This window comes from Erwinia sp. PME.40.26/001 (assembly GCF_055556675.1).
This window is the reverse complement of the sequence record NZ_JBVHNP010000005.1, coordinates 211,962-235,413: the sequence shown is the minus strand read 5'-3', so window position 1 is coordinate 235,413 and position 23,452 is coordinate 211,962. Positions and strand designations below refer to the sequence as shown.

Annotated in this window: 17 protein-coding genes; 5 read left to right on the top strand and 12 right to left on the bottom strand. The window is 55.4% G+C overall.

Annotation, left to right across the window (positions count from 1 at the left end; genetic code table 11):
* Positions 1-9: 9 nt before the first annotated feature.
* The gene (pepN, locus tag ACZ3HG_RS16070; RefSeq protein WP_191933277.1) at positions 10-2,625 is read right to left on the bottom strand and encodes an aminopeptidase N; all 2,616 of its coding nucleotides are present in this window, start codon (positions 2,623-2,625) and stop codon (positions 10-12) included.
* A gap of 264 nt (positions 2,626-2,889) precedes the next feature.
* On the opposite strand from pepN, the gene pncB reads away from it, so the two are divergent.
* From pncB to ACZ3HG_RS16050, 4 genes are all read left to right on the top strand, one after another.
* Entirely contained in the window at positions 2,890-4,095 is a 1,206-nt protein-coding gene (gene pncB / locus ACZ3HG_RS16065; protein ID WP_191933278.1) for a nicotinate phosphoribosyltransferase, read from the top strand.
* Between the two features lie 166 nt (positions 4,096-4,261).
* Positions 4,262-5,662 (top strand): asparagine--tRNA ligase, encoded by a 1,401-nt coding sequence (gene asnS, locus ACZ3HG_RS16060; protein WP_191936455.1) that lies wholly within the window; start codon positions 4,262-4,264, stop codon positions 5,660-5,662.
* Positions 5,663-5,962: 300 nt separating this feature from the next.
* Complete coding sequence (ompF, locus tag ACZ3HG_RS16055) at positions 5,963-7,066, top strand: porin OmpF (RefSeq protein ID WP_274604283.1); 1,104 nt, start codon at positions 5,963-5,965, stop codon at positions 7,064-7,066.
* A 188-nt stretch (positions 7,067-7,254) separates the two neighbouring features.
* Entirely contained in the window at positions 7,255-8,445 is a 1,191-nt protein-coding gene (locus ACZ3HG_RS16050; RefSeq protein ID WP_191933280.1) for an amino acid aminotransferase, read from the top strand.
* Between the two features lie 51 nt (positions 8,446-8,496).
* On the opposite strand, the gene ACZ3HG_RS16045 is transcribed toward ACZ3HG_RS16050, so the two are convergent.
* From ACZ3HG_RS16045 to cmoM, 7 genes are all read right to left on the bottom strand, one after another.
* Entirely contained in the window at positions 8,497-9,126 is a 630-nt protein-coding gene (locus ACZ3HG_RS16045; protein ID WP_465333377.1) for an MBL fold metallo-hydrolase, read from the bottom strand.
* A gap of 41 nt (positions 9,127-9,167) precedes the next feature.
* Complete coding sequence (mepK, locus tag ACZ3HG_RS16040) at positions 9,168-9,716, bottom strand: peptidoglycan L,D-endopeptidase MepK (RefSeq protein WP_191933282.1); 549 nt, start codon at positions 9,714-9,716, stop codon at positions 9,168-9,170.
* A 187-nt stretch (positions 9,717-9,903) separates the two neighbouring features.
* Positions 9,904-11,691: a L,D-transpeptidase gene (gene ldtD / locus ACZ3HG_RS16035; protein WP_465333435.1), complete on the bottom strand. Its 1,788-nt coding sequence runs from the start codon at positions 11,689-11,691 to the stop codon at positions 9,904-9,906.
* 235 nt (positions 11,692-11,926) lie between these two features.
* A complete protein-coding gene (mukB, locus tag ACZ3HG_RS16030) occupies positions 11,927-16,375 on the bottom strand; it encodes a chromosome partition protein MukB (RefSeq protein ID WP_191933284.1) in 4,449 nt (1,482 codons plus the stop codon).
* Positions 16,376-17,095 carry a chromosome partition protein MukE gene (gene mukE / locus ACZ3HG_RS16025; protein ID WP_191933285.1) on the bottom strand — a complete coding sequence of 240 codons (720 nt, stop codon included), beginning with the start codon at positions 17,093-17,095 and terminating at the stop codon, positions 16,376-16,378.
* Complete coding sequence (mukF, locus tag ACZ3HG_RS16020; protein ID WP_062743861.1) at positions 17,076-18,398, bottom strand: chromosome partition protein MukF; 1,323 nt, start codon at positions 18,396-18,398, stop codon at positions 17,076-17,078. The genes mukE and mukF overlap by 20 nt, the downstream gene beginning before the upstream one ends.
* Positions 18,391-19,179 (bottom strand): tRNA uridine 5-oxyacetic acid(34) methyltransferase CmoM, encoded by a 789-nt coding sequence (gene cmoM, locus ACZ3HG_RS16015; protein WP_191933286.1) that lies wholly within the window; start codon positions 19,177-19,179, stop codon positions 18,391-18,393. Before cmoM ends, mukF begins: the two co-directional genes overlap by 8 nt.
* A gap of 223 nt (positions 19,180-19,402) precedes the next feature.
* Here cmoM and elyC point away from each other — a divergent pair, with 223 nt between their 5' ends.
* The gene (gene elyC, locus ACZ3HG_RS16010; protein ID WP_465333373.1) at positions 19,403-20,188 is read left to right on the top strand and encodes an envelope biogenesis factor ElyC; all 786 of its coding nucleotides are present in this window, start codon (positions 19,403-19,405) and stop codon (positions 20,186-20,188) included.
* Here elyC and ACZ3HG_RS16005 read toward each other — a convergent pair.
* From ACZ3HG_RS16005 to ACZ3HG_RS15990, 4 genes are all read right to left on the bottom strand, one after another.
* On the bottom strand, positions 20,168-21,061 hold the full coding sequence (locus ACZ3HG_RS16005) for a YcbJ family phosphotransferase (RefSeq protein WP_191936453.1): 894 nt from the start codon (positions 21,059-21,061) through the stop codon (positions 20,168-20,170). The two genes, elyC and ACZ3HG_RS16005, sit on opposite strands and share 21 nt — an antisense overlap.
* A 114-nt stretch (positions 21,062-21,175) precedes the next feature.
* Entirely contained in the window at positions 21,176-21,922 is a 747-nt protein-coding gene (gene kdsB / locus ACZ3HG_RS16000; protein WP_465333371.1) for a 3-deoxy-manno-octulosonate cytidylyltransferase, read from the bottom strand.
* Positions 21,919-22,101: a Trm112 family protein gene (locus tag ACZ3HG_RS15995; RefSeq protein ID WP_062743866.1), complete on the bottom strand. Its 183-nt coding sequence runs from the start codon at positions 22,099-22,101 to the stop codon at positions 21,919-21,921. The genes kdsB and ACZ3HG_RS15995 overlap by 4 nt, the downstream gene beginning before the upstream one ends.
* Before the next feature lie 96 nt (positions 22,102-22,197).
* A complete protein-coding gene (locus tag ACZ3HG_RS15990; protein WP_423244815.1) occupies positions 22,198-23,409 on the bottom strand; it encodes a winged helix-turn-helix domain-containing protein in 1,212 nt (403 codons plus the stop codon).
* Positions 23,410-23,452 lie beyond the last annotated feature (43 nt).

Sequence of the window (23,452 nt, the reverse complement as noted above, 5' to 3'; positions counted from 1 at the left end):
CCGTCAGGATCAGGCATTCAGTGCCTTGGTGATCTTCTCAAACAGATCGCCAGACAGTTTATCCAGCCCCTGCAGCTGTTCCAGCGCCTTACGCATCAGCGCCTGACGTCCGGCATCATAGCGTTTGAGGCGAATTAACGGCTCGATCATACGCGCCGCTACCTGTGGGTTGCGGGTATTAAGATCGCTGAGGATCTCTACCAGGAACTGATAGCCACTGCCGTCCGCCGCATGGAACGCCGCCGGGTTTGCCGAAGCAAACGCCCCGATCAGGGAGCGAATACGGTTCGGGTTGCTCAGAGTAAAGGAGCGATGGTGAAGTAAGGCGCGTACCTGAGACAGTACGTCGGCCGCCGGACTGGTCGCCTGCAGGGCAAACCACTTGTCCATCACCAGGCCATCCTGATGCCAGCGCTCATCAAAATCAGCTAACAGCGCAGCACGGCACGGCAGTTGTGCCGCGATAGCGGCCGACAGCGCCGCCACGGTGTCCGTCATATTATTGGCGTGGTGATACTGTGCGCTGACCAGCCTGTCGGCCTGAGCCGCGTCGGCAAAGGCCAGATAGCTCAGGCAGACGTTTTTCAGCGAGCGTTTACCGATATCTGCGTGTTCAATGCGATATTCTGGTGTCTGACTGGCGTAATACACCGCCAGCAGCTCATCTTCCAGCTCGGTCGCCAGCGTACGGACCAGGGCTTCACGCACCACCGCGTTGGCCTGTGGGTCGATGATGTCAAACAGCTCAGCAATCTCATTCTCACCGGGCAGTGACAGGATCAAGGCCATCAGAGCGGGATCGGTGGATTCAGATAGAAGCACCGCACGGAACGCATCCGCGACGTGCAACGGCAGGGAAAGAGGCTGCCCCTGCTGCTGGCGGGCAACGTTAATCTTGATATGGTTCGCCATCAGACTCTGCGCTGCATCCCAGCGGGAAAAATCATTACGGGCGTGGCGCATCAGGAAGGTTAACTGGGCATCACTCCAGTTGTAGTCCAGCTTCACCGGCGCAGAAAACTCGCGCAGCAGAGAAGGCACCGGCTGGAAATACACCTTATCAAAGACAAATGTCTGGAATGATTCGGTCACATTCAGCACGTGATGGACCGGGTGGCCGTTATGCTGTAGTGGAATAACCTTGCCTTCACCGTCATACAGCTCGATGTCCAGCGGAATGTGCAGCGGCAGCTTCTCTTTCTGGTCGGCCGTCGGCGGAGTCATCTGTGTGACGTGCAGCGTGTATTGCTCCAGCTCCGGGTTGTAGTCGTCACGGACGGACAGCACGGGGGTACCCGACTGGCTGTACCAGCGACGGAACTGTGACAGGTCAACGTTAGAGGCATCTTCCATCGCCTGGACAAAATCATCGCAGGTCGCAGCGCTGCCGTCGTGACGTTCGAAATAGAGCTGCATCCCTTTCTGAAAGTTCGCTTCGCCCAGCAGGGTATGCAACATGCGGATCACTTCTGAACCCTTTTCGTACACCGTCAGGGTGTAGAAGTTGTTCATCTCGATCACCTGCTCAGGACGGATCGGATGCGCCATTGGGCTGGCATCTTCCGCAAACTGAGAGCCGCGCATGACACGCACGTTATCGATGCGGTTAACCGCGCGGGAGCCCAGGTCAGAGCTGAACTCCTGATCGCGGAAGACCGTCAGCCCCTCTTTCAGACTGAGCTGGAACCAGTCGCGACAGGTGACACGGTTACCGGTCCAGTTATGGAAGTATTCGTGACCAATGACCGCCTCAATGCCGAGGTAGTCTTTATCGGTGGCCGTTTCCGCTTTGGCCAGCACATATTTGGAGTTAAAGACGTTCAGCCCTTTATTTTCCATTGCCCCCATATTGAAGAAGTCGACGGCGACAATCATAAAGATGTCGAGGTCATACTCCAGGCCGAAACGCTCTTCATCCCATTTCATACTGTTTTTCAGCGAGGTCATCGCCCAGTCAGCGCGATCAAGATTGCCCCGGTCGACAAAGATCTCCAGGGCAACGTCACGACCCGAACGGGTTTTGAAGCTGTCACGCAGCACATCGAAATCGCCGGCCACGACGGCAAACAGATAGCAGGGTTTCGGGAAGGGATCGTGCCACTTCATCCAGTGACGGCCATCTTCCATCTGCCCGCCGTCTACACGGTTTCCGTTAGAGAGCAGGTAAGGATAGAGTGCCTGTTCAGCAATAATCGTTGTGGTAAAGCGGGCCAGCACGTCCGGGCGGTCAAGATACCAGGTAATATGGCGGAAACCTTCAGCTTCACACTGGGTACACAGTGCTTCACCGGATTTATATAACCCTTCCAGCGCGGTATTTTTATCAGGATGAATATCATTAACGATTTTTAACGTAAAGGCGTCCGGCAACTGCTGGAGTATCAGCGCGCCCTCTTCCTGCCGGTAATGTGGCCACGGCTGGTCGTTAACGTGCAGCGAGATCAGCGTCAGATCTTCACCGTCCAGACGCAGGTCGGCATCACTGGCTCCCAGGCGTTTAATCTGGCTGATGGCGGTGACCTGAGTGGTGGTGGCATCCAGATTAAACGTCAGTTCGATGTCGGTAATAGTGTAATCCGGGGCACGATAGTCATGGCGATTCTTGGCTTGTGGCAGTTGCGTCATAAGTCCTTCTCACGTCGATAATTAGTTAACCTTTTCAAGTCTATTCCTGTTATCACCAGGTTGCCACGTTGAATCATCCTTAAACGCTGCCTTTCGGGTGAAATGGTACATTTCATTAACAAACGCACAGATTGTCCTCGACCACCCCGACTGAATTGTGCTGTGATCGGGTTCAATAAATACGTATTCGGGTTATACTCCTGCGACTTTTTCTTCATTTGAACCAGGGATAACGCTCTTCGCCAGAGGATGCTGAAACGCACCATGACACGACACGCTTCCCCGATTTTGACTACGCTTCTCGATACCGATGCCTATAAGCTTCATATGCAGCAGGCGGTGTTCCATCGTTATTACGATGTCACGGTGGCCGCCGAGTTTCGCTGCCGGGGTGATGATATGCTGGGCATTTATGTCGATGAAATTCAACAGCAAATCGACATGATGGCCGCGCTGACGCTGACGGAGGATGAGTTTACCTATCTTGCCGGGCTGCCGTTTTTCACCCCGGATTATCTCAACTGGCTGCGTACCTTCCGATACGATCCCGCGCAGGTTCGCGTGCGCAATCACCAGGGAAAGCTGGATATCCGCATCAGCGGGCCGTGGCGTGAAGTGATCATGTGGGAAGTGCCCCTACTGGCGTTGATCAGTGAAGTAGTTCACCGCCATCGTTCACCGCAGGTCACGCCAGACATGGCGGTCAGTCAGCTGAAACTGAAGCTGGCGCAGTTTAATGAGATCACCGCCGGTCTGGATATGTCGCGCTTCCGCCTGATGGATTTCGGTACCCGCCGCCGCTTCTCGCATGATGTTCACCTGGCGATAGTCAGTACGCTGAAGCAGGAATTTCCCTGGCTGGTCGGCTCCAGCAACTATGAAATGGCCCGGCAGCAACAGATTATGCCGGTAGGTACCCAGGCGCACGAGTGGTTCCAGGCGCACCAGCAGATCAGCCCGGTACTGGCCAACAGCCAGCGCGCCGCCCTGCAATCCTGGCTGGAGGAGTACCCGGATCAGTTAGGTATTGCCCTGACAGACTGCATTACTATGGATGCCTTCCTGCGTGATTTCGGTCTGGAGTTTGCCAGTGCCTATCAGGGACTGCGCCATGACTCCGGCGACCCGCTGGAGTGGGGGGAGAAAGCGATTACTCATTATCAACAGCTGGGCATCGATCCATTGACCAAAACGCTGGTCTTTTCTGACAATCTGGATCTGGAAAAGGCGGTGGAACTTTATCGCCACTTCGGCCAGCGAATTAATGTTATTTTCGGCATTGGTACGCGCCTGACCTGTGATATTCCTCAGGTTAAGCCGCTTAATATTGTTATTAAACTGGTGGAATGTAACGGCAAGCCCGTCGCTAAACTGTCCGACAGCCCGGGAAAAACAATCTGCCAGGATAAAGCCTTTGTGCGTGCCCTGCGCAAAGCGTTTGACCTGCCGTTGGTGAAGAAAGCCAGCTAGTCCTTCTGCGGGGGCCGCCCCATCCCGGCCCCCGATCCCCTCCCCCGCCAAAGAAATCTGCTTCTGCTGCCGGAATTCGCTTGTTTATCATCGGCTGGCAAGTAACATAGCAAGACCCTAAATTCGGGGTATTCAATTCAGATTAATTAATAGTGAGAGAATTATTATGAGCGTTGTGCCAGTAGCGGATGTACTGCACGGCCGGGTCGCGGTTGACAGTGAAGTCACCGTACGTGGTTGGGTGCGTACACGAAGAGATTCAAAAGCCGGTATTTCCTTTATCGCCGTTTATGACGGCTCCTGCTTTAATCCCGTTCAGGCTGTCGTGAATAATTCTCTGAATAATTATCAGGATGAAGTCTTACGTCTGACCACTGGCTGTTCCGTTGCCATCACCGGTAAAGTTGTTGAATCCCCGGGCGAAGGTCAGAGTTTTGAAATTCAGGCTACCCACGTGGATGTGGTCGGCTGGGTGGACGATCCTGATACCTATCCGATGGCGGCTAAACGCCACAGCATTGAATACCTGCGTGAGGTCGCTCACCTGCGCCCACGTACTAACCTGATTGGTGCCGTCGCCCGTGTGCGTCACACCCTGGCGCAGGCTCTGCACCGTTTCTTTGATGAGCAGGGTTTCTTCTGGGTTTCCACTCCGCTGATCACCGCGTCAGATACGGAAGGTGCCGGTGAAATGTTCCGCGTTTCTACGCTGGATTTAGAAAACCTGCCGCGCACTCCGGAAGGCAAAGTCAATTTCGACGAAGACTTCTTCGGTAAAGAAGCGTTTCTGACCGTATCCGGCCAGCTGAACGGTGAAACCTACGCCAGCGCCATTTCCAAGATCTACACGTTTGGCCCGACCTTCCGTGCGGAAAACTCCCACACCAGCCGCCATCTGGCAGAGTTCTGGATGCTGGAGCCTGAAATTGCTTTTGCCGATCTGGAAGACAATGCCGCGCTGGCCGAAGCCATGCTGAAATATGTTTTCAAGGCCGTGCTGGAAGAGCGCGCTGATGACATGGCTTTCTTTGCCGAGCGCGTTGACAAAGAGGCGATTTCGCGTCTGGAACGTTTTGTCACTACCGACTTTGCCCAGGTGGATTACACCGAAGCCGTTGAGATCCTGCTGGCGTCGGGCCAGACTTTCGAAAACCCCGTGTCATGGGGCATCGACCTCTCTTCTGAACACGAGCGTTACCTGGCCGAAAAACACTTTAAAGCGCCAGTGGTCGTGAAAAACTACCCGAAAGAGATTAAAGCTTTCTACATGCGCCTGAACGACGACGGTAAAACCGTGGCGGCCATGGACGTGCTGGCTCCTGGCATTGGTGAAATCATCGGGGGTTCACAGCGTGAAGAACGTCTGGATGTGCTCGATGCCCGCCTGGCCGAAATGGGTCTGAATAAAGAAGATTACTGGTGGTATCGCGATCTGCGCCGTTACGGCACCGTTCCCCATTCTGGTTTCGGTTTAGGTTTCGAACGATTAATCGCCTATGTCACCGGCGTACAGAATGTAAGGGATGTTATCGCCTTCCCACGCACCCCACGCAACGCGACGTTCTGATTTCTGCATTAAATATAAGAAATTCATATATATACTAAGGTCAGCCTCGCTGGCCTTTTTTTATTTTTGTAAATTTAGAGATGACTCACAAAGTTCCGTGATTTTTACATTTTGTAATACATATTTTCCTCTTGTTACCAGAATAAGAGATTAGTAGCATTTTCGGGCTAGATTAACCAGGCTACGAATGGAAAGATGCGTGCAGACACAGGAAGACACCAAACTCTCATCAGAGTTCTGTAAAGAATTATTGACGGCAGTGGCAGGTGTCCAAATAACTCCAATGAGGGTAATAACAAAATGATGAAGCGCAACATTCTTGCAGTAGTGATCCCAGCACTGTTGGCTGCTGGTGCCGCTAACGCAGCAGAAATCTATAACAAAGATGGCAACAAGCTGGACCTGTACGGTAAAGTTGATGGTCTGCACTATTTCTCTGATGATGACGGTTATGCTGGTGACGGCGATCAGTCTTATGTGCGCTTCGGTTTCAAAGGTGAAACTCAGATTAATGACCAGCTGACTGGTTTCGGTCAGTGGGAATACAACATCCAGGCTAACAATTCTGAAGGCAGCGATGCACAGACTGGTAACAAAACCCGTCTGGGCTTTGCCGGTCTGAAACTGAAAGACCTGGGCTCAATCGACTACGGCCGTAACTACGGCGTAGCGTATGACGCTCTGGCATGGACTGACGTACTGCCAGAATTTGGTGGTGATTTCGGTCAGTCTGACACCATGACCAGCCGTACTACTGGCGTGGCTACCTACCGTAACACTAACTTCTTTGGTCTGGTTGATGGCTGGGACTTCGCTGTTCAGTACCAGGGCAAAAACGAGCGTGACGATATCACCCGCTCTAACGGTGACGGCTACGGCTTCTCCACTTCATACGTTTCTCCGATCGGCGTAGGCATCTCTGGTGCATACAGCTCTCAGGACCGTACTAATGGGCAGAACACTGGTGCAACGACCCTGGGTCGTGGTGACCGCGCTGAATTCTGGGGCACTGCTCTGAAATATGACGCAAACAACGTTTACCTGGCAGCGTCTTATGCCGAAGGCCGTAACGCTACCCGCATTTCAGGTGCTATCACCAATGCTGGCGTGAGCACTGACGTTTCTGGCTTCGCTAACAAGACTCAGGATATTGAACTTGTTGCACAGTATCAGTTCGACTTCGGTCTGCGTCCATCCATTGCCTATGTTCAGACTAAAGGCAAAGATATCGAAGGCGTTGGCGATGTTGACCTGGTTAAATACTTCGAAGTGGGTACGTCTTACTACTTCAACAAAAACATGTCTACCTACGTTGACTACATCATCAACCAGATCGGTGATGACAACAAACTGGGCATAGGCTCAGGTGATACCGTAGCAGTAGGCCTGGTTTACCAGTTCTAATTGCCCTTTAATCGCGGCTCAGGTCGCGATTAACCGTGCACTCAACGGAGCTTCGGCTCCGTTTTTGTTTTTCTCCCCTCCCTTGTCCCTTTCTGCTGTTTTTTTGACGCAAACGGTTGGTAATTTACCCTTACTGGCGGTAACCTGAGTCCTCACTTCGCTTTAATTTAAGCTAACGGACTTCGACTATGTTTGAACGTATTGCAGCTGCACCCGCCGACCCTATTCTTGGTTTAGCCGATCTGTTCCGCGCTGATGACCGCCCAAATAAGATCAACCTCGGCATTGGCGTGTATAAAGATGAAACCGGCAAAACGCCGGTACTGACCAGCGTTAAAAAAGCTGAACAGTATCTGCTGGAAAACGAAACCACTAAAAACTATCTGAGCATTGATGGTATTGCTGACTTTGGTCGCTGCACCCAGGAACTGCTGTTCGGTGCAGACAGTGCACTGATTTCCGGCCATCGTGCCCGCACTGCGCAAACCCCTGGCGGCACTGGCGCACTGCGCATTGCCGCCGACTTTATTGCCACCCAGACCAGCGCAAAGCGCATCTGGGTGAGCAATCCGAGCTGGCCAAACCATAAAAACGTGTTTGCCGCTGCCGGTCTGGAAGTGTGTGAATATGATTACTATGATGCTGCTGAGCATACGCTGGACTTTGACGGGCTGGTAAGCAGCCTGAGCGCAGCGCAGGCCGGTGATATCGTACTGTTCCATGGCTGCTGCCACAACCCGACCGGCATCGACCCTACGGCGGCCCAGTGGGCCCAGCTGGCTGAGCTGTCGCTGACTAAAGGCTGGCTGCCGCTGTTTGACTTTGCCTATCAGGGCTTTGCCCGGGGTCTTGAAGAAGATGCTGAAGGCCTGCGCGCATTCGCCGCCAGCCATCAGGAACTGATCGTTTGCAGCTCTTACTCGAAGAATTTTGGGCTGTATAACGAACGCGTCGGTGCCTTCACGCTGGTTGCCGCTGATGCCACCGTGGTCGACACGGCGTTCAGCCAGGTCAAGGCCACCATCCGTGCTAACTACTCCAACCCGCCTGCGCACGGTGCTGCCGTCGTGGCCACGATCCTCGACAACAGCGCACTGCGTGCCCTGTGGGAGCAGGAGCTGACCAGCATGCGTGAACGGATTCAGCGTATGCGTCAGCTGTTTGTTAATACCCTGCAGGAAAAAGGCGCAAAAGGCGACTTCAGCTTTATCATTAATCAGAACGGGATGTTTTCCTTCAGCGGCCTGACGAAAGATCAGGTTGTGCGTCTGCGTGAGGAGTTTGGCGTGTACGCGGTGAATTCCGGACGTGTCAACGTGGCAGGCATGACGCCGGATAATATGTCTCAGCTGTGCGAGGCAATTGTCGCGGTACTGTGATTCGGTGAGCTGAGGGTGACCACCCACCGGGTGGTCACCCTTTTTTATTCGCTATTGCAGGAAGGGATTGCTGATGCGCTCACGTCCCAGCGTGGACATCGGACCGTGCCCCGGAACAAAGGTCACGTCATCACCCAGGGGCAGCAGCTTAGTCTTAATCGAGGCGATCAGGTCACTGTGACTGCCCTGCGGGAAGTCAGAACGACCAACACCGCCGCTGAAAATCACGTCACCCGAGACCAGCAGGCGGCCGGTACGGTCAAAGAAAACGATATGTCCCGGCGTATGCCCGGGACACAGCAGAACCTCCAGTTCCGTTTCCCCTACCCGGACAGTTTCGCCCTCCTCCAGCCAGCGGTCTGGTTCCAGCGGCGGACACTCGGCAAAACCAAACATCTGACTTTGCATCGGTAACCCGTCCAGCCAGAACTTATCAGCCTTATGAGGCCCGATCACCGGAACGGCATAATGTGCGGCCAGTTCAGCGGCGGCCCCGACGTGATCGAGGTGCCCGTGCGTCAGCAGGATGCGGGTCAGCGTCACACCCAGTGCTGCTACCTGCTGCTTAATATTTTCAGGGTCGCCGCCGGGATCCACCAGCGCGGCCTCACGCGTTTGCGTACACCAGATCACCGAGCAGTTCTGTGCGAACGCGGTGACCGGGATAATATGATAATCCATGATACTCCGTTACCGGCCACCACAGGGTGCCGGGATGTCGTTTACCAGTGCCGGACTGGCCCGGTATCAATATGCACAAAGTTACTACTCGGATAGTATCCTACACCACCCGCCCGCAGCGAAAGTGCGGCTTTGCGAACATTGCTTAACGAGATCCCTTCAATATGGAAATCCATCGCCTGGCCCAGCGTGTGGTAGCTGTGTTTGGCGACCCCTCGGGTATGAGAGCGCAGGGAATTGTTGGTGCCGAGGGAGCGGTAGCCTGAGATCAGCTGTACCGGTTTACGACTGTCGAGCAGCGTTTGCAGACGGAAAAGCTGGTCGAAGAGATGAGGGTCGATACTTTTACTTTTATTTGCGCGGTAATCACGGAAAAAATGATTCAGTCTGGCTAATTCATCCTTATCATAGCTTTTACCGTTAAAAAATTCCGTTTTAAGGTTTTCACCGGTATTGAGGTTGTTGAGCGTCAATACGCGCGGCCGGGACGTGGAAAGCGAGGCGAAAGCCTGCCCCGGGAGGAGTGCTACACCGAGTGCGGCGCCACCTAACGTCAGCCACTTACGGCGATGAGAGTCAAATTTATGCATGGATCAGTATTACCTGGCTTAATGATTCGGAACAGTGCACGTTGGCGCACCGTTCGGAACCTTACCCGGCGAAAAAACCTACGTCAACCCGCGAAAAGAAAAACCGGCGCGGAGTGTGATGTCATCACCCCGCCACCGGTTTTATCTCCTGCCAGCCCCCCGAGGGGAATGTCTGATTAATCAACCGTTAGAGCAATAACTGACCAGCTGGCGTCAGTGCCTGAGCACCGGATCGGGCAGTATTGTCATAATTGTAAATATCTGTACGAAATTGCGGCTGTCCGTCATCGGCAACCCATGCCGTCAGGTAATAGAGGTTCACCGGTACGCGCTGGCGGATGGAAACAAAGCGGGTATCCCCTTCTTTCAGCGTGCTGGAAATACGCGAGTTATCCCAGCCAACGTTCTGCAACAGCAGGCTGGCAAGATCGGAGGCGCGGTTGACCCGGACGCAGCCTGAACTCAGAGCACGAATATCTTTCTGGAACAGGCCGTGATTAGGCGTGTCGTGCAGATAGATCGCATCCGAGCTCGGCATATTGAATTTGTAGCGCCCGAGAGAATTGGTCGGCCCGGGTGCCTGGCGGATGCGATAAGGGAATGAGGCAGCCGAAACCATGCTCCAGTCGATCATGGACGGGTCAATCACCTCCGCATCGCTCGTCCAGCCGGAAAGCAGGGTATAGCCGTGTTTATACAGATACATCGGGTCCTGCTTCACTTTTGGCACAATGTCTTTGCGCACCAGCGTGGTCGGCACATTCCACGGCGGATTGAGCACCACATTGTTCAGCGCGCTGCGCATCAGCGGTGTTTTACGATCGGGACGGCCCACAATCACCCGTGAAGAGAGGATCTCATTGCCGTTAACGTAGTAGGCCAGAGAGTAATTTGGAATATTGACCATAATGCCGTTGTGCATATCGTCCGGCAGCAGACGTAAACGCTGGATATTCAGCGCCAGCAGGGAGGCCCGGCGCTGAGGCGAGACGTTAAGCCAGTCACGGGTGCGCATGCCAATGGCCCCATCCGCTTCCAGCCCCTGCCAGGTCTGAAAGCGTTTAAGCGCCTCGACCAGGTCCGGGGTGTAAATATTATCGCTGTTGACCGGTATTACCACACCATCGACGTTACCCACGTTTTGCGGGGCAGCAGGCGGCAGATTATCCGTCTGCACGGCGGATGGGCTGACTACGACGCTGCTGTCGTTAGCGGGGTGCGCTGTCGCATCAGGCTGAGCATTGTCATCATCATGCACCAGTGGAGCGTCGACCGGCCCCACCACTTCCTCTGCCGGTGTCGACGGCTCGCTGGCCGGTGACATCATGCCGGTACGCTGCAGAATATCACGGAGGGCAGGCACGTCATTGCTGACCTGACCGGGGCGCAGGGTTTGCTTATCGGTCAGCTGCGGCCAGGGCCGGTTTTCGGCCAGCAGGGTTTTCAGCGCCTGATGCATGCGCGCATACTGCGGATGCTGGGGTGCCAGAGACAGGACAAAGCCATTCAGGTTCCCCTGCGCCAGCGCATTTTGCCACTGATTGATCACCGCCACTGACGGTGCTTCCATTTTATACGGCACATTGCTGTAGAGCCAGGTTTCACCCTTGCTGGGAACGCTGGAGGTGAATTGCAGATAACCCAGCATCGCGTCAGACAGCACCACGTCACGCGCCAGCCCGGTAATAGCGGGGTCGGTCAGCTGTTTGACCCACTGGGTAAACTGTGGCTGAACGCCAGAAATAGCCACTTCCGCTAACTGCTGCTGAAACTGCTGTACCGCCTGCCCGTCCTGCCACATCGGCTGCATACTCCGGCTGGCATAAAGGGGCGCAAGATTTTTCAAATAGAACGGCACGCTGCCGTGCGGGTACAGTGCGGCAATCTGCGACGCACTTTGCGCCACGCTGACGTGGTGCGTCACCGACGCTGAGACAGGCGGGATGCCCGCCACCGATGGCGTTACGCTGACCATCCAGCAAAACAGACTACAACTCAGCGCGACAGCCTGAGCGGAAAACGATTTCTGCAGCAACATCCTTGCTCCCTGTTAGTCTGCTGAACGGGAAGCCAGCAGTAATTAGTCATTGTTATAAGTATAGAAACAGAAAACGGCATTTGCCTCATACGTGCAAATGCCGTTGTCCAGAGTAATCTGGACGCAGAAATATTACCACTGCGTCACATTATTTTTTACAGTATGAAGCGTGCTATGCCTCAGCCCCGGCATCTTTAGCGGTCAGAGTGGGTTCTGCCGTAAAGCCGCGCAGGCCAACAACGTGAACGTGCTCGGTATTATTGAACACTTTACGGACCAGTTTATAGGTAGTGCCTTTCTCCGGGCTGATATTCTCAGGTGCGGCGATAATCAGCTGCATCTCAAGACGGTCGCACAGTTCAAACAGGGTGGCGATGGATTTAGCATCCAGACGCGCCGCCTCATCAAGGAACAGCAGGCGGCACGGAGAAATATCCTTCCCGCGCAGACGCCGCGATTCCTCTTCCCAGCTCTGCACTACCATCACCAGGATTGACATCCCGGTACCGATGGCTTCTCCCGTCGACAACGCGCCGCTTTCTGCACGAAGCCAGCCGTCCGATCCGCGGTTCACTTCCACTTCCATCTCAAGATAGTTGCGGTAGTCGAGCAGCTCTTCCCCGATAGTCTGAGGCGTCCGCTGTCCCATATCGATCTGCGGGTTCAGGCGCTGATAGAGTTTTGCCAGCGCCTCAGAGAAGGTCAGGCGGTTGCTCTTGAACAGATCCTGATGCTGTTCATGCTGCTCAGAGAGCACATCCAGCAGCGTAGAGTGCGCTTCACGCACGTTGACGTTAAGCCGGACGCTCTTCACCTGCCCGAAGCTGACCGCCTGTAACCCCTGGTTCAGCTGGCGAATACGGTTTTGCTCACGCTGAATGGTTTTGCGAATAATATTCGATACGCTGCGTGAACTGATGGCCAGCATCTGTTCACGGGCCGTCAGCTCTTCGGTCAGACGGTTCAGTTCAATTTCCATCTGTTCGATGGCTTCAACCGGATCGTCAGTGCGAATGATATCCTGGCGAATACGCTCGCGCAGATGCTGATAGACCGCGATAAAGAACTGGATTTTGCGCTCAGGGCGTTTCGGATCTTCCGACAGACGCAGAACGTCCCGCAGGTGTTCGTTATCCGCCACGGCCAGACGCAGGGCTCCCAGCGCCTTATCCGACATGGAGCGCAGTTCATCGCCCCCCAGATAGGCCAGTTCGCGGCGGTGCAGACGGCGCTCAACGCCATTATCTTTCACCAGGCGCAGGACGGCCACCCAGCCGGCTTTCGCACTGACCACCTGTTCACGACCTGCCTGATACTCCCGCTCCAGACGGCGCAGTTTTTTCTGTAGCGCATCCATCTCGGCTTCACAGAAGGTCAGCTGTTTTTCCAGCTGATTGCGGCGCATACGGTTATTGCTCAGCGCGCTGTAGAGTTCATCACGGCGCTGCTTTGCCCGCTCTTCGGCAGAAGCATCCGCCTGCACGCCAATGTCGAGCATCTCCTGCTGCAACTCTTTCAGCATATCGCGTTTGGCATCGTAGGAACTTTTCAGCGAGGCCAGTACCTGTGAGTACTGGGTTAACTGAGCCTGATGCTGACGTAATTTTTCCCGCGCACGGGTACGTTCGCCTTCCGCCTGCTCCAGACGCTGGCGCAATTTTTCATTGAGGTCGCTGGTACCGTTCAGCATCCCGGCTGAATCGACATAGCCAAAGTGCGCACGACGCTGCACGACCTCGGTCAGGGCAAAGGCCTGCTGACGGGCATCGCGCTGCTGCTGTTGCGCCTGCTGGTAGTCCAGCTTCAACTGGTCGTGCTGCTCCGGGTCACTCTGCAGCACAGAGAGGATTGGCTCCAGCCGGGTCAGGTGCGCGCCGTGCTGCTGCACAAAGCGTGCAGCTTCCTGCGCTTCATCCAGCTTTTCCTGAATTTCTTCGTGGCGATCCTGCAGCGTATCATCCAGTAACAGGCTGACGCGCGGTAACAGGCGGTTAAGCTGGGCAACGCCCTCTTTCGCCTGTTCAAACTGCTGACGCTGCTGCTGGTTTTCGCTTTCGTGGTTCGTCAGCGCACGCTCAACCTCATTACGCCGGGTATTGAGCAGACGCATTTCCGCTTCCGGATCCGACTCAAACGCCACGCCCAGGTGACTGCCAATAAAGCGGCTAAAGGACTGATGCAGGCGCTGGGTTTTCTGAACGTCAAAGGACAGCGTGGCGTAACGTTCGGCCAGCGCTTCACGTTCAGCATGCAGGACCTCAAGCTGGTTCTCACGGGCTGCACGGCCAAACAGCGGTACTTTAGGGAAACGGGAATAGCGCCACTGGCGGTCACCGGCTTTCACTACCACCGCTTTTTCCAGCTCCTCCACGTTAAACACGCTGTCATCAAATGACTGCGGATCCCCTTCAATCAGATAGAGATCTTCCGGGCAGTCATCGAGCCCGTCCAGCTGCTCACGGATCAGCGACAGGTCCGGCACTACAATCGCGTGGCGGGCCGGACCATAGAGGGCGGAGAAGTAAGGGGCATCGTCGATGGTGACGTCGTCATAGATTTCGGACAGCAGTACGCCGCCAAAACGCTCGGCAAGCGTGTTCAGTCGCGCGTCTTCGGCACCGCCCGGCTGGCTGAGGCGTTCGATTTGTTTTTCAATTTCCCGCTTACGCGCGGAAACTTCATCACGTTCAACGGTGGTTTCACGCTCACGCTCCAGCAGCTGCTGCATAAACTCCGTGACCTGCTGGCTGTTTTCCAGCGACTGTCCGGTCTGCTCGCTCAGCTGCGACAGGATCTCCTGTGCGGCAAGCCACTGCGGTGCCTGTTTAGTGAGGCGTGCGATGCGTTCACGCAGCTGCTCCAGCTCCTGGCGCAGGGCCATACGGCGCTCACCGGCATCAGCCACGCTCTCGTTCAGCAATTCAATCTGGGCTTCCAGCTCCGCCTGCAGGGACTCCAGCTCACCGGCATCCACCTGCTGGCCGTGCCGCTTGCAGAAGTCATTGAGCAGTCGTTCGGCATCCTGCTGTTCACGCAGGCGCTGCGTCAGTTCATTCAGACGGCTGCGTAGCGGCTGGAGCTGTTCAGCGTGGTAACGCTGGTTACTGGCGTCGCGTAACAGATCGCGCCCCACCTGCCAGGCATCACTGCGGCTGACCGGACCGGCAATTTTATTGACCAGTTCAAACGCCTGTTCGAACTGGCTGTGCGCGGCCTGCGCCACGCTCATTTTTTGCTCCAGCATCAGCAACCTGTCGGTGGCCTCCTGCTCTTTGGCCTGGAACGTTTCCTGCCACTCGTCGGCATTTTCAATACTGAGATCGCGCAGCTGACAGATTTCCTGAGCACGCTGTAATGCGGTCAGCGCCTGCTGATACTGAATCGCGCGCGTCTGCTGGACGTCCAGCGCCTGCTGGTAGTCGGCCAGCTGGTTTTTCAGCTCATCCACTTCCAGTTCGGCATTTTCGCTGCGCGCTTCGTTCTCTTCCTGCACTTCACGCGCTTCGGCGACCACCTCATTCTGCTCTTCCAGGCGGAAGGTCAGCTCTTCGAGGTCAGCGTCGTAGCGGTCAATTTTTTCCTGCTGGCGCAGGGCCGTCTGTACCAGATTCAGGTGGTCGCTGGCACCCTGATAATCCGTTTCCAGATCGCTCTCAGCGGCGTTATGTTCACCCAGCTCACGCGCCATCTCAATATGCCGGTACTGCTCGGCGGCAAGCTGCTTACGGCTGGTAAACAGATCGTTACGCACCTGCATGGCCGCATCAAGATGAATGCGCCGCTCATTCGCGTGACGCATGTAGTCTGCCGCCACGTAGCTGGTGGCTTCGGAAATCAGATGCTTAAACAGATCGCGGTCAGACTGCGTTACGCGTATCGCTTCCAGCGTCATGCGGTTTTCACGCAGAGCGGCTTCCATATCCTGGAACGCCTTTCGCACGCCGCTGTTTTCCGGCAGCAGGTAGTCGCGCAGGGAGCGGGTAATCGCGCTGGAGATCCCGCCATACAGCGAGGCCTCAATCAGACGATAATATTTACTACGGTCAGCAGCGGAACGTAGACGACGCGCCACTATACCGAGGTCAAACATCACCGAATGGTAGTCCGTAATGGAGTTGTACTGTTTGAACTGTACGCTTTCCATCGCTTCAAAGCGGTCTTTCAGCTCACTGATGGGCACCACGCGCGCCTGACGCGCGTTGACCGTCTCCGTGAGAATTTCAGTGGGGTTAATCGACGTTGGCAGGCCGTGAATACTGAACGGTTTAATATCTACTTTACGGTCACGACCGGCAACCTGCTGCAAACGTACCCCGACCAGCACACGCTGGTGCAACGAGTTAACCACATCGAGTACTGCGTAGCAGACGCCAGGACGCAGTTTACCGTGCAGGCCTTTATCCCGCGAACCGGAGGTAGCCCCGGCTTCAGTGGTATTACGGAAGTGCAGCAGCGTCAGATCGGGGATCAGCGCAGTAACAAAAGCCGCCATGGTGGTGGATTTACCGGCACCGTTACCGCCTGACAGCGTAGTCACCAGCTCGTCAAGGTCGAAGGTGCGGGCAAAGAAGCCATTCCAGTTAATCAGCGTCAGCGAGCGAAACTTTCCACGTTCAATCATTTATTCTTCCTCCGCACTATCCGGCGCGTTGTTATCCGCTTCACGCTCTTCGTTCTCATCGTTCAGCGTCAGGCCACCGTCAAGCTGCATCGCTTCGCCATCCCGGATCATGCGCAGCTGCGCATCGCGCGGATCGTCACCGCTGCGCACATCGGCACCAAAGCGGAAGACCGATTCGGTGATGCGGAATTTGCTGCTGTCATTGCCCATAAACCACACCATTCCCAGCCGGCGCAGGCGGTTTAACGACGCGCGCATTTTTTCCTGGAGTTTCTGGCGGTCAAGATCAGAACCGGTAGAACGCTGGTTGACCAGCTTCAACAGCTTACTTTCATCGGCCAGCGACATCAGTTCATCGTGCAGTTCCTGCTGGGTGAAAATCCCCTCATTGGCCAGACGCTCCGGGCTGAGATAGAGGTAACACAGTATTTTACCGACCATCATATCCAGTTCAGACAGCACCGAGCGCGGGATCAGCGTGGTGGAGCGTGGCCGCAGATAAAAGAACCCTTCTGGCGCACGGATTAGTTCAACGTTATAACGGGCGTAAAACTCTTCGAGAAATTCCTGATAATCCATCAGAAAGGCATGCTGATCTAACTCGTCGATACCAATATGCCGCCCTGCGCGTAACTGGCTGTCCAGCGCCGGGAAGATCGGATTTGCCAGAGCAATCGCCAGCTTAACCGGCATCACTTGTTCAATATTTGTCGATGACATGTGCCTGCACCTTGGCTCCGTAATCATTAATAGCCTGCCATTTTGCAGCCAGGCCAGAGAAGTCTGCTTCGGCCACGCCTAAGCGTACAGCCTGATCGACGACAATACGCGCCACGTCAAAGTGACGAACTCGCGGGTATTGTGTCAGGTAATCGCGAATGACTTCGCCCAGATCCAGCGGTTTCTGCTGGGTCTTGTAGCTGGCCAGCGCCTCTTCAATCATCGCCGCCAGCTGTTCGCGAATCGCATTAAACTCTTCGTATTCCAGCTCTGAAGGCAGTTCACCCGTCACCTCTTCGCTGCGCAGGGTCAGTTCTTCATCACGCATGTCATACAGGCGGTCAGCATTCGCATAGGTGAGAGCCCAGGGCTGATCGAAGTAATTCTGTACCGACTGCCGCAACCGCTGGGCGAAGACGCGATTTTTATCCATATCTATCGCCGTGCGAATAAATTTGTGCACATGGCGGTCGTAGCCAATCCACAAGTCAATCGCCTGCTGGCCCCAGCTGATAATACGATCCAGTTTGTTCTGCAGGTCAAACACCAGCTTGTCAACAAACCCCAGATCGGGACTGTTCATCGTCGCATCCTGGATACGCAACAGGTTAGCCTGCAGCTTATCGCCTGCGGCTTCCAGGGTATCCTGTAGCTCGCGAAGCGTGCCGGACGTTTCATTTAACAGCAGTTCGCAGCTGGAGATAGCCGCACGCCAGTCTTTGTTGAGCAACTGGGCAATATCGTCTTTTACCGCCTGCTGCTGCTCATCCATGATGCGCTGGGTGATATCAATGCTGTCGAAAATTTCCGCGACGGAGTATTTCAGCGGCGCAAACACGTTGCGGTGCCAGTGATATTCATCGCCATTTTCATCGGCGGCATCCGCTGCCCGCTTCAACTCACCGGCCACGATCGACAGCTGTAGCGAAAGGCGCAGCGTGGAAAATTCCCGCTGGCGAATGTAGTAGTCTGTGATGCCGATGCCCAGCGGAGTCAGCCGGTAGATAGCATTGCCTTCGGCGTGTTCGCTGGTAAAGCGATTAAGCAGACGCTGGCGCACCATGTCATTGATGGCGTTATTGGCGCGCACCACCACGGTTTCACTGGTCTGCTCAAAACCTTCGCTGACATGGCGGAAGGCGTCAATCAGTTCGCCTTCACTCATTTCGCCATCCATACGCTCACCGTTAAGGGTGGCAATCGCCAGCAAAAAAGCCAGACGTTCGGTTGGCAACGAGACGGAAAAATCATTTTTTCGCGCCCAGGCCACCAGTTCCGGTACAGTCTGGGAAAATTCACTCATAGTTCGTCTGCCTTATGGGTTTCCGCGCTGTGACGTGGATGTAACGCCCTAAACTTAAAAAAGGCTCCTGGCGGCAGTATTGCTTTTCCAGGGCCAGAACCTCATCAAATCGCTCAATCTGCCGGGTTTTATCGCGCAGATAATCATGAAAAACCCGGATGCCGGTTTTGCTTTCAATGGTAAAACCACAGTCCTGCAGCCAGCCGTAAACCTGCTGCGGGTCACGGGGATAGTCCGGAGACAGCGTTTTCTTTTTACGCTTGGCCAGGCCTGCCTGCAGGTAGCCGAAATTACCCAGCACCATTGTCTGCATCAGCAGACCATTCAGGTTGTAAAACATCAGTGACAGCACCCCGCCAGGCTTCAGCGCATCATACAGCGCGGCCAGCACTTCCTGCGGCTCTGCCACCCATTCCAGCACAGCGTGAAACAATACCAGATCAACTGGCTTATCCAAATGTTGACCAACCTGCTGGGCGCTAATTTGTGCGAATTGCATGTTACCGCTCACACCTTTCTCATCGGCCAGGCGGCGCGCACGCGATAACATCTCTTCTGAAACATCGCACAGCAGAACATGATGACCCCGAGCGGCGATGCCACAGCCCGTCTGCCCCTCTCCTCCGCCTGCATCCAGCACGGAGAGCACGCCTTCGGGGTAGGTGGCTAACAGCGCATCAAGATCCTGCCAGAGGATGGCCTGGCGAATACGCCCTTTGGTGGTACCGTAAATATTTTGCGAAAATTTTTCTGCGATATCATCAAAGTTGCGATCCTGCATACAGCGGCTCCGGGTTCAGGGCATGATTCTACGGGGGTCACCCGGTTATTCCGCACGGACAGACTGCCTCTCATTTTCTTCGCCAGCAGACGTATTCAATGAGCTGCAACGGTTGCGGCTTGAAAGTTGCGGGGTATTTTGGCATACACTGGCAAATAATGAAGCTTTCGGTCACCGCTTAGTGTTTGGGTGATGTTTTTTCGGACAAAAGGAACCTGTTTTCATGTTTTTCGCCCTAAAAAAAGTCGTTGGTGGCCTGCTGCTACCGCTGCCGATGCTGCTGTTGATCATGGCAGTTGGCATTATGCTGCTCTGGTTTAGCCGGTGGCAGAAAAGTGGCAAAACATTGATTTCCCTTGCCTGGGGATTGCTCCTTCTGATCAGCCTGCAGCCTGTCGCCGACCGCCTGCTGGCACCGCTGGAAGATCGCTATCCGACCTGGCAGAATCAGTACCCGGTAGAGTATATCGTGGTTCTCGGCGGCGGCTACACCTGGAATCCACAGTGGGCGCCCAGTTCTAACCTGCTTAATAACAGCCTGCCCCGTCTGGCTGAAGGTATCCGCATCTGGCGGGCTAACCCGGGGTCGAAACTGATTGTGACGGGTGGTCATGCTCAGGGAAATCCAGTGAGTTCGGCCAGTGTGGCATCACGCGTTGCCCAGTCTCTCGGAGTACCAGCGGGGGATATTATCACCCTTGATCAGCCACGGGATACCGGCCAGGAAGCAGAAGAAGTAGCAAAAATAGTGGGCCAGCGGCCGCTGGCGTTGGTCACTTCAGCCAACCATCTGCCACGCGCCATGATCTTCTTCCAGCGTCAGGGGCTCAAACCCTGGCCTGCTCCGGCCAATCAGCTGGCGATCGCTTCTCCCCTGAATTTCTGGGAGCGGGCCCTGCCGTCATCATTCTGGCTGGGGCATAGCGAACGTGCCGTTTACGAGAGCCTTGGCCTGGTCTGGCAGTGGCTGCATCCGGCAGCGAAGGAGTCAGTCGAGCCAGGGCAGTAGTGAGCGACTGGCCAGGCTGAAGCGCTGAGCGTCAAACTGTGCGGTGTGGATCAGTCGGGCAATCTCTTCCCAGACAATATACAACCAGCGGCGTGCAACAAACCCCTCTGCGACGGGCGCACGCTGCAGGTAGCAACTGAGGATGTCATCACCGACGCCGGTTGCGCAAAGGGGATAGAGATCGAACTCACGCGGAGCCCAGAGTACGGTGCCGGGATTGATCACCGCCAGCAGCTGGTCTGCCCAGGCCTCTTTCATGATGCTGGTCGGTGCCAGATTTCCGTGGACTAAAACACAGGGATCGTCAAACCCGTTGAACAGCGTGGACAGACTTTGACGGCTGCGGAAAAGCAGCTGTCGGGCATCCATACTCAGCTGCGCCGGACGCAGGTAGCCAAGTGTGGCCCAGAGGACTTCGACCCGCTGCGCGTACCAGGCCGGCCAGTGATTCTGCTGCGTGCTGTCAACAGTGCCTACCAGTCCATGGCTGTCAATTCGGTGCCAGCCAAGCATTCCCTCTACGATCTGCTCCTGGAGCTGCTGCCAGCGCTCAGGCGTCCGCGTTGGCGCTTCAACAGAGACGCCACCCGTACGTTCAATCAGCAAGACCTCATGCAGCGGAGGTTGCTGGCTGATAACCAGACCATACACGGCAGGGACGCGCACTTTGCCTTCACGCATCAGCATTGACAGCTTGTGCGCTTCCTGGGCAGCAATGCCCTTCATACTGAAGTATTTCGCCACCAGCGGCAGAGAATGGCCGTGGTCATCGTAAAGGGTATACAGACTGGCGAAGGGTTGCTGACTGATACATTCCACCCGACTGACCGGTTCGCCAAGAACCAGTGCCAGTTCAGATCGCAGGTGTTCCATCTGCCCTCCTTTCAGGCAAGAGGTCTAATGAGGGTGCTGAACGCGGAAATGTGCTTCGTGACGGACACGGCTGCAGCAGAAATGACGGGGCCGCGTGAACGGCCCCATCGCGGGTTACCGCATGGCTTCGCGTACGCGCAGTAAGTCTTCTGGCGTATCAACGCCTACGCTGGGAATAGCCTTTGCCACATCGACGTGGATTTTTTCGCCGTACCACAGCACGCGCAGTTGCTCAAGCAGCTCGATCTGTTCCAGCGGGCTGGCTTCCCAGCCAACATAGCGGCGAATAAACCCTGCACGATAGCCGTAAATACCAATATGACGAAGGAAATGGTCGCCGATGGTGTCACGGGAGGCCGCAAACCGCTCCCTATCCCACGGGATAGTAGCGCGTGAGAAGTAGAGTGCATAGCCGTTAGCATCGCGCACTACCTTCACGGCATTCGGATTAAACGCCTCTTCCGCTGAGTCCACCGGCACGGCCAGCGTTGCCATACCCGCGCTGCTTTGCGCCAGGTTATCCGCCACCTGGCGAATGATCACCGGGGGGATCATTGGCTCGTCCCCCTGGACATTCACAATCACCGTATCATCGGGGAATTGATAATGATCGATTACCTCAGCCAGACGTTCTGTGCCGGACTGATGGTCAGGGCGGGTCATGCAGACTTCACCACCGGCCGCTTCAACGGCGCGCGCCACATCAGGATGGTCAGTCGCCACGATCACCCGATCGGCACCTGACTCCAGCGCCCGCTCCATGACATGCACCACCATGGGCTTGCCGTGAATGTCGACCAGCGGCTTACCTGGCAAACGGGTAGAGGCAAAACGCGCAGGAATGATGGCAACAAAACTCATGGATGGCTCTCTTCGAGGGTTAAGGCACGGGCCTCCACCTCCAGCAGGACGGGAATGCCGTCACGCACCGGGTAAGCCAGCCCATCCGGTTTGCAGATGAGTTCCTGCTGATCTTTGTTGTAATACAGTTTGCCGTGACATACCGGGCAGGCAACGATTTCAAGTAAACGATGATCCATGGTTCCTCCGCGATGAACCCAGTTTTGCAATGGGTTAAGAATATCATAGCTGTACGGGCGCGGTTACCTGCACACCGCGAAAAAATGCCCTGGCGGCTATATTTCCCAACGCGTGGGCCAGCAGGCAGTCATGGCCTCAGGGAGTTTATTGACCTCGATCATTTCTGCGCCCTGCCAGCGGGCAAAACGTGTCAGAGCCAGCCTTAAGTCGCCGACCATCTGCTGGCTGACGCGCGTGTTCGCCTCCAGCCAGATCGCGTTGACCTGCAACGTTTTCTCTTTACGCAACATGCGCGCATCCAGGCGGCCTTTCAGCGCACCGCGATGCAAAAGGGGCAGGACAAAATAGCCATACTGCCGTTTTGCCTCTGGCGTATAGCACTCCAGGCGATAGTCAAAATCAAACAGCTCCCGTGCGCGCTTGCGGTCCCAGACCAGCGGGTCAAAAGGTGACAGGATCGCCGTATGCGTAGCGGCCTGCGGGCTGGCAAGTTGCCCAAACAGTGAGTGATGGAGGTACAGCGTACCCAGACTTTCGACCTGTACTTCACGGACTGTTCCCTCTTCGCGCCAGCGTGCAAGAGCAACCGTCACGGGAGCCCGTTTCAGACGGTAATAATCTGCCAGCCAGGAGAGGCGGAAAATCCCCAGGCTGGCCGCACTCTTGTCCAGCATACGCTGGACAGCGTCCTCTTCCTTCAGAGCATGTTGTTGGTCATCCCAGTCGGGCAATATCCGCTCACGCAAATCGTAAACACGCTGGAAATTGCGCCGTTCACTGATCATCAGTTCACCGGCCGTAAATAAATTTTCCAGATGGCGCTTGTGCGGTTTCCATGCCCACCAGCCGGGCTTCTGGCCCGGGGGGGCGGTAAAGTCAGCAGAACGGACAGGGCCATTTTCGCTGATATGGGCCAGCAAATCGCCGATCTCCTGCTGATGCTGATCCCGCCATGCCTGACTGAACTTCCAGCCCAGTGCAGACGGGTTAAGCATGCGATGACGCAGCAGGCCGTAATCGGCCACAGGAATAAAGCAGGCTTCGTGCGCCCAGTACTCAAACAGCTGTCTTTCCGCCAGGGCCTGATCGAGCCAGACCGGGGGGTACTCACCCAGCCGGCTGAACAGCACCAGATAAGGACTGCGAGCGACCACGTGGATCGTATCGATTTGCAACAACGACATCCGTCGCACGGCAGCAAGCAGATCGTCAAAACAGGCTTTACGTGAAGGTGGGCGCAGCAGGCCCTGCGCCGCCAGCTGAAGCTGACGGGCCTGAACCAGAGAGAGTTTTTCCGCCGTCATCATACCATCCCTTAAAATCAGATGGCTAAAGTGTAGCGCCTGTCGG

What these genes read in the sequence shown, in the direction of transcription:
- pepN (WP_191933277.1), bottom strand. Translation starts at nt 2,625, where the DNA reads ATGACGCAACTGCCACAAGCCAAGAATCGCCATGACTATCGTGCCCCG.
- pncB (WP_191933278.1), top strand. Translation starts at nt 2,890, where the DNA reads ATGACACGACACGCTTCCCCGATTTTGACTACGCTTCTCGATACCGAT.
- asnS (WP_191936455.1), top strand. Translation starts at nt 4,262, where the DNA reads ATGAGCGTTGTGCCAGTAGCGGATGTACTGCACGGCCGGGTCGCGGTT.
- ompF (WP_274604283.1), top strand. Translation starts at nt 5,963, where the DNA reads ATGATGAAGCGCAACATTCTTGCAGTAGTGATCCCAGCACTGTTGGCT.
- ACZ3HG_RS16050 (WP_191933280.1), top strand. Translation starts at nt 7,255, where the DNA reads ATGTTTGAACGTATTGCAGCTGCACCCGCCGACCCTATTCTTGGTTTA.
- ACZ3HG_RS16045 (WP_465333377.1), bottom strand. Translation starts at nt 9,126, where the DNA reads ATGGATTATCATATTATCCCGGTCACCGCGTTCGCACAGAACTGCTCG.
- mepK (WP_191933282.1), bottom strand. Translation starts at nt 9,716, where the DNA reads ATGCATAAATTTGACTCTCATCGCCGTAAGTGGCTGACGTTAGGTGGC.
- ldtD (WP_465333435.1), bottom strand. Translation starts at nt 11,691, where the DNA reads ATGGTCAGCGTAACGCCATCGGTGGCGGGCATCCCGCCTGTCTCAGCG.
- mukB (WP_191933284.1), bottom strand. Translation starts at nt 16,375, where the DNA reads ATGATTGAACGTGGAAAGTTTCGCTCGCTGACGCTGATTAACTGGAAT.
- mukE (WP_191933285.1), bottom strand. Translation starts at nt 17,095, where the DNA reads ATGTCATCGACAAATATTGAACAAGTGATGCCGGTTAAGCTGGCGATT.
- mukF (WP_062743861.1), bottom strand. Translation starts at nt 18,398, where the DNA reads ATGAGTGAATTTTCCCAGACTGTACCGGAACTGGTGGCCTGGGCGCGA.
- cmoM (WP_191933286.1), bottom strand. Translation starts at nt 19,179, where the DNA reads ATGCAGGATCGCAACTTTGATGATATCGCAGAAAAATTTTCGCAAAAT.
- elyC (WP_465333373.1), top strand. Translation starts at nt 19,403, where the DNA reads ATGTTTTTCGCCCTAAAAAAAGTCGTTGGTGGCCTGCTGCTACCGCTG.
- ACZ3HG_RS16005 (WP_191936453.1), bottom strand. Translation starts at nt 21,061, where the DNA reads ATGGAACACCTGCGATCTGAACTGGCACTGGTTCTTGGCGAACCGGTC.
- kdsB (WP_465333371.1), bottom strand. Translation starts at nt 21,922, where the DNA reads ATGAGTTTTGTTGCCATCATTCCTGCGCGTTTTGCCTCTACCCGTTTG.
- ACZ3HG_RS15995 (WP_062743866.1), bottom strand. Translation starts at nt 22,101, where the DNA reads ATGGATCATCGTTTACTTGAAATCGTTGCCTGCCCGGTATGTCACGGC.
- ACZ3HG_RS15990 (WP_423244815.1), bottom strand. Translation starts at nt 23,409, where the DNA reads ATGATGACGGCGGAAAAACTCTCTCTGGTTCAGGCCCGTCAGCTTCAG.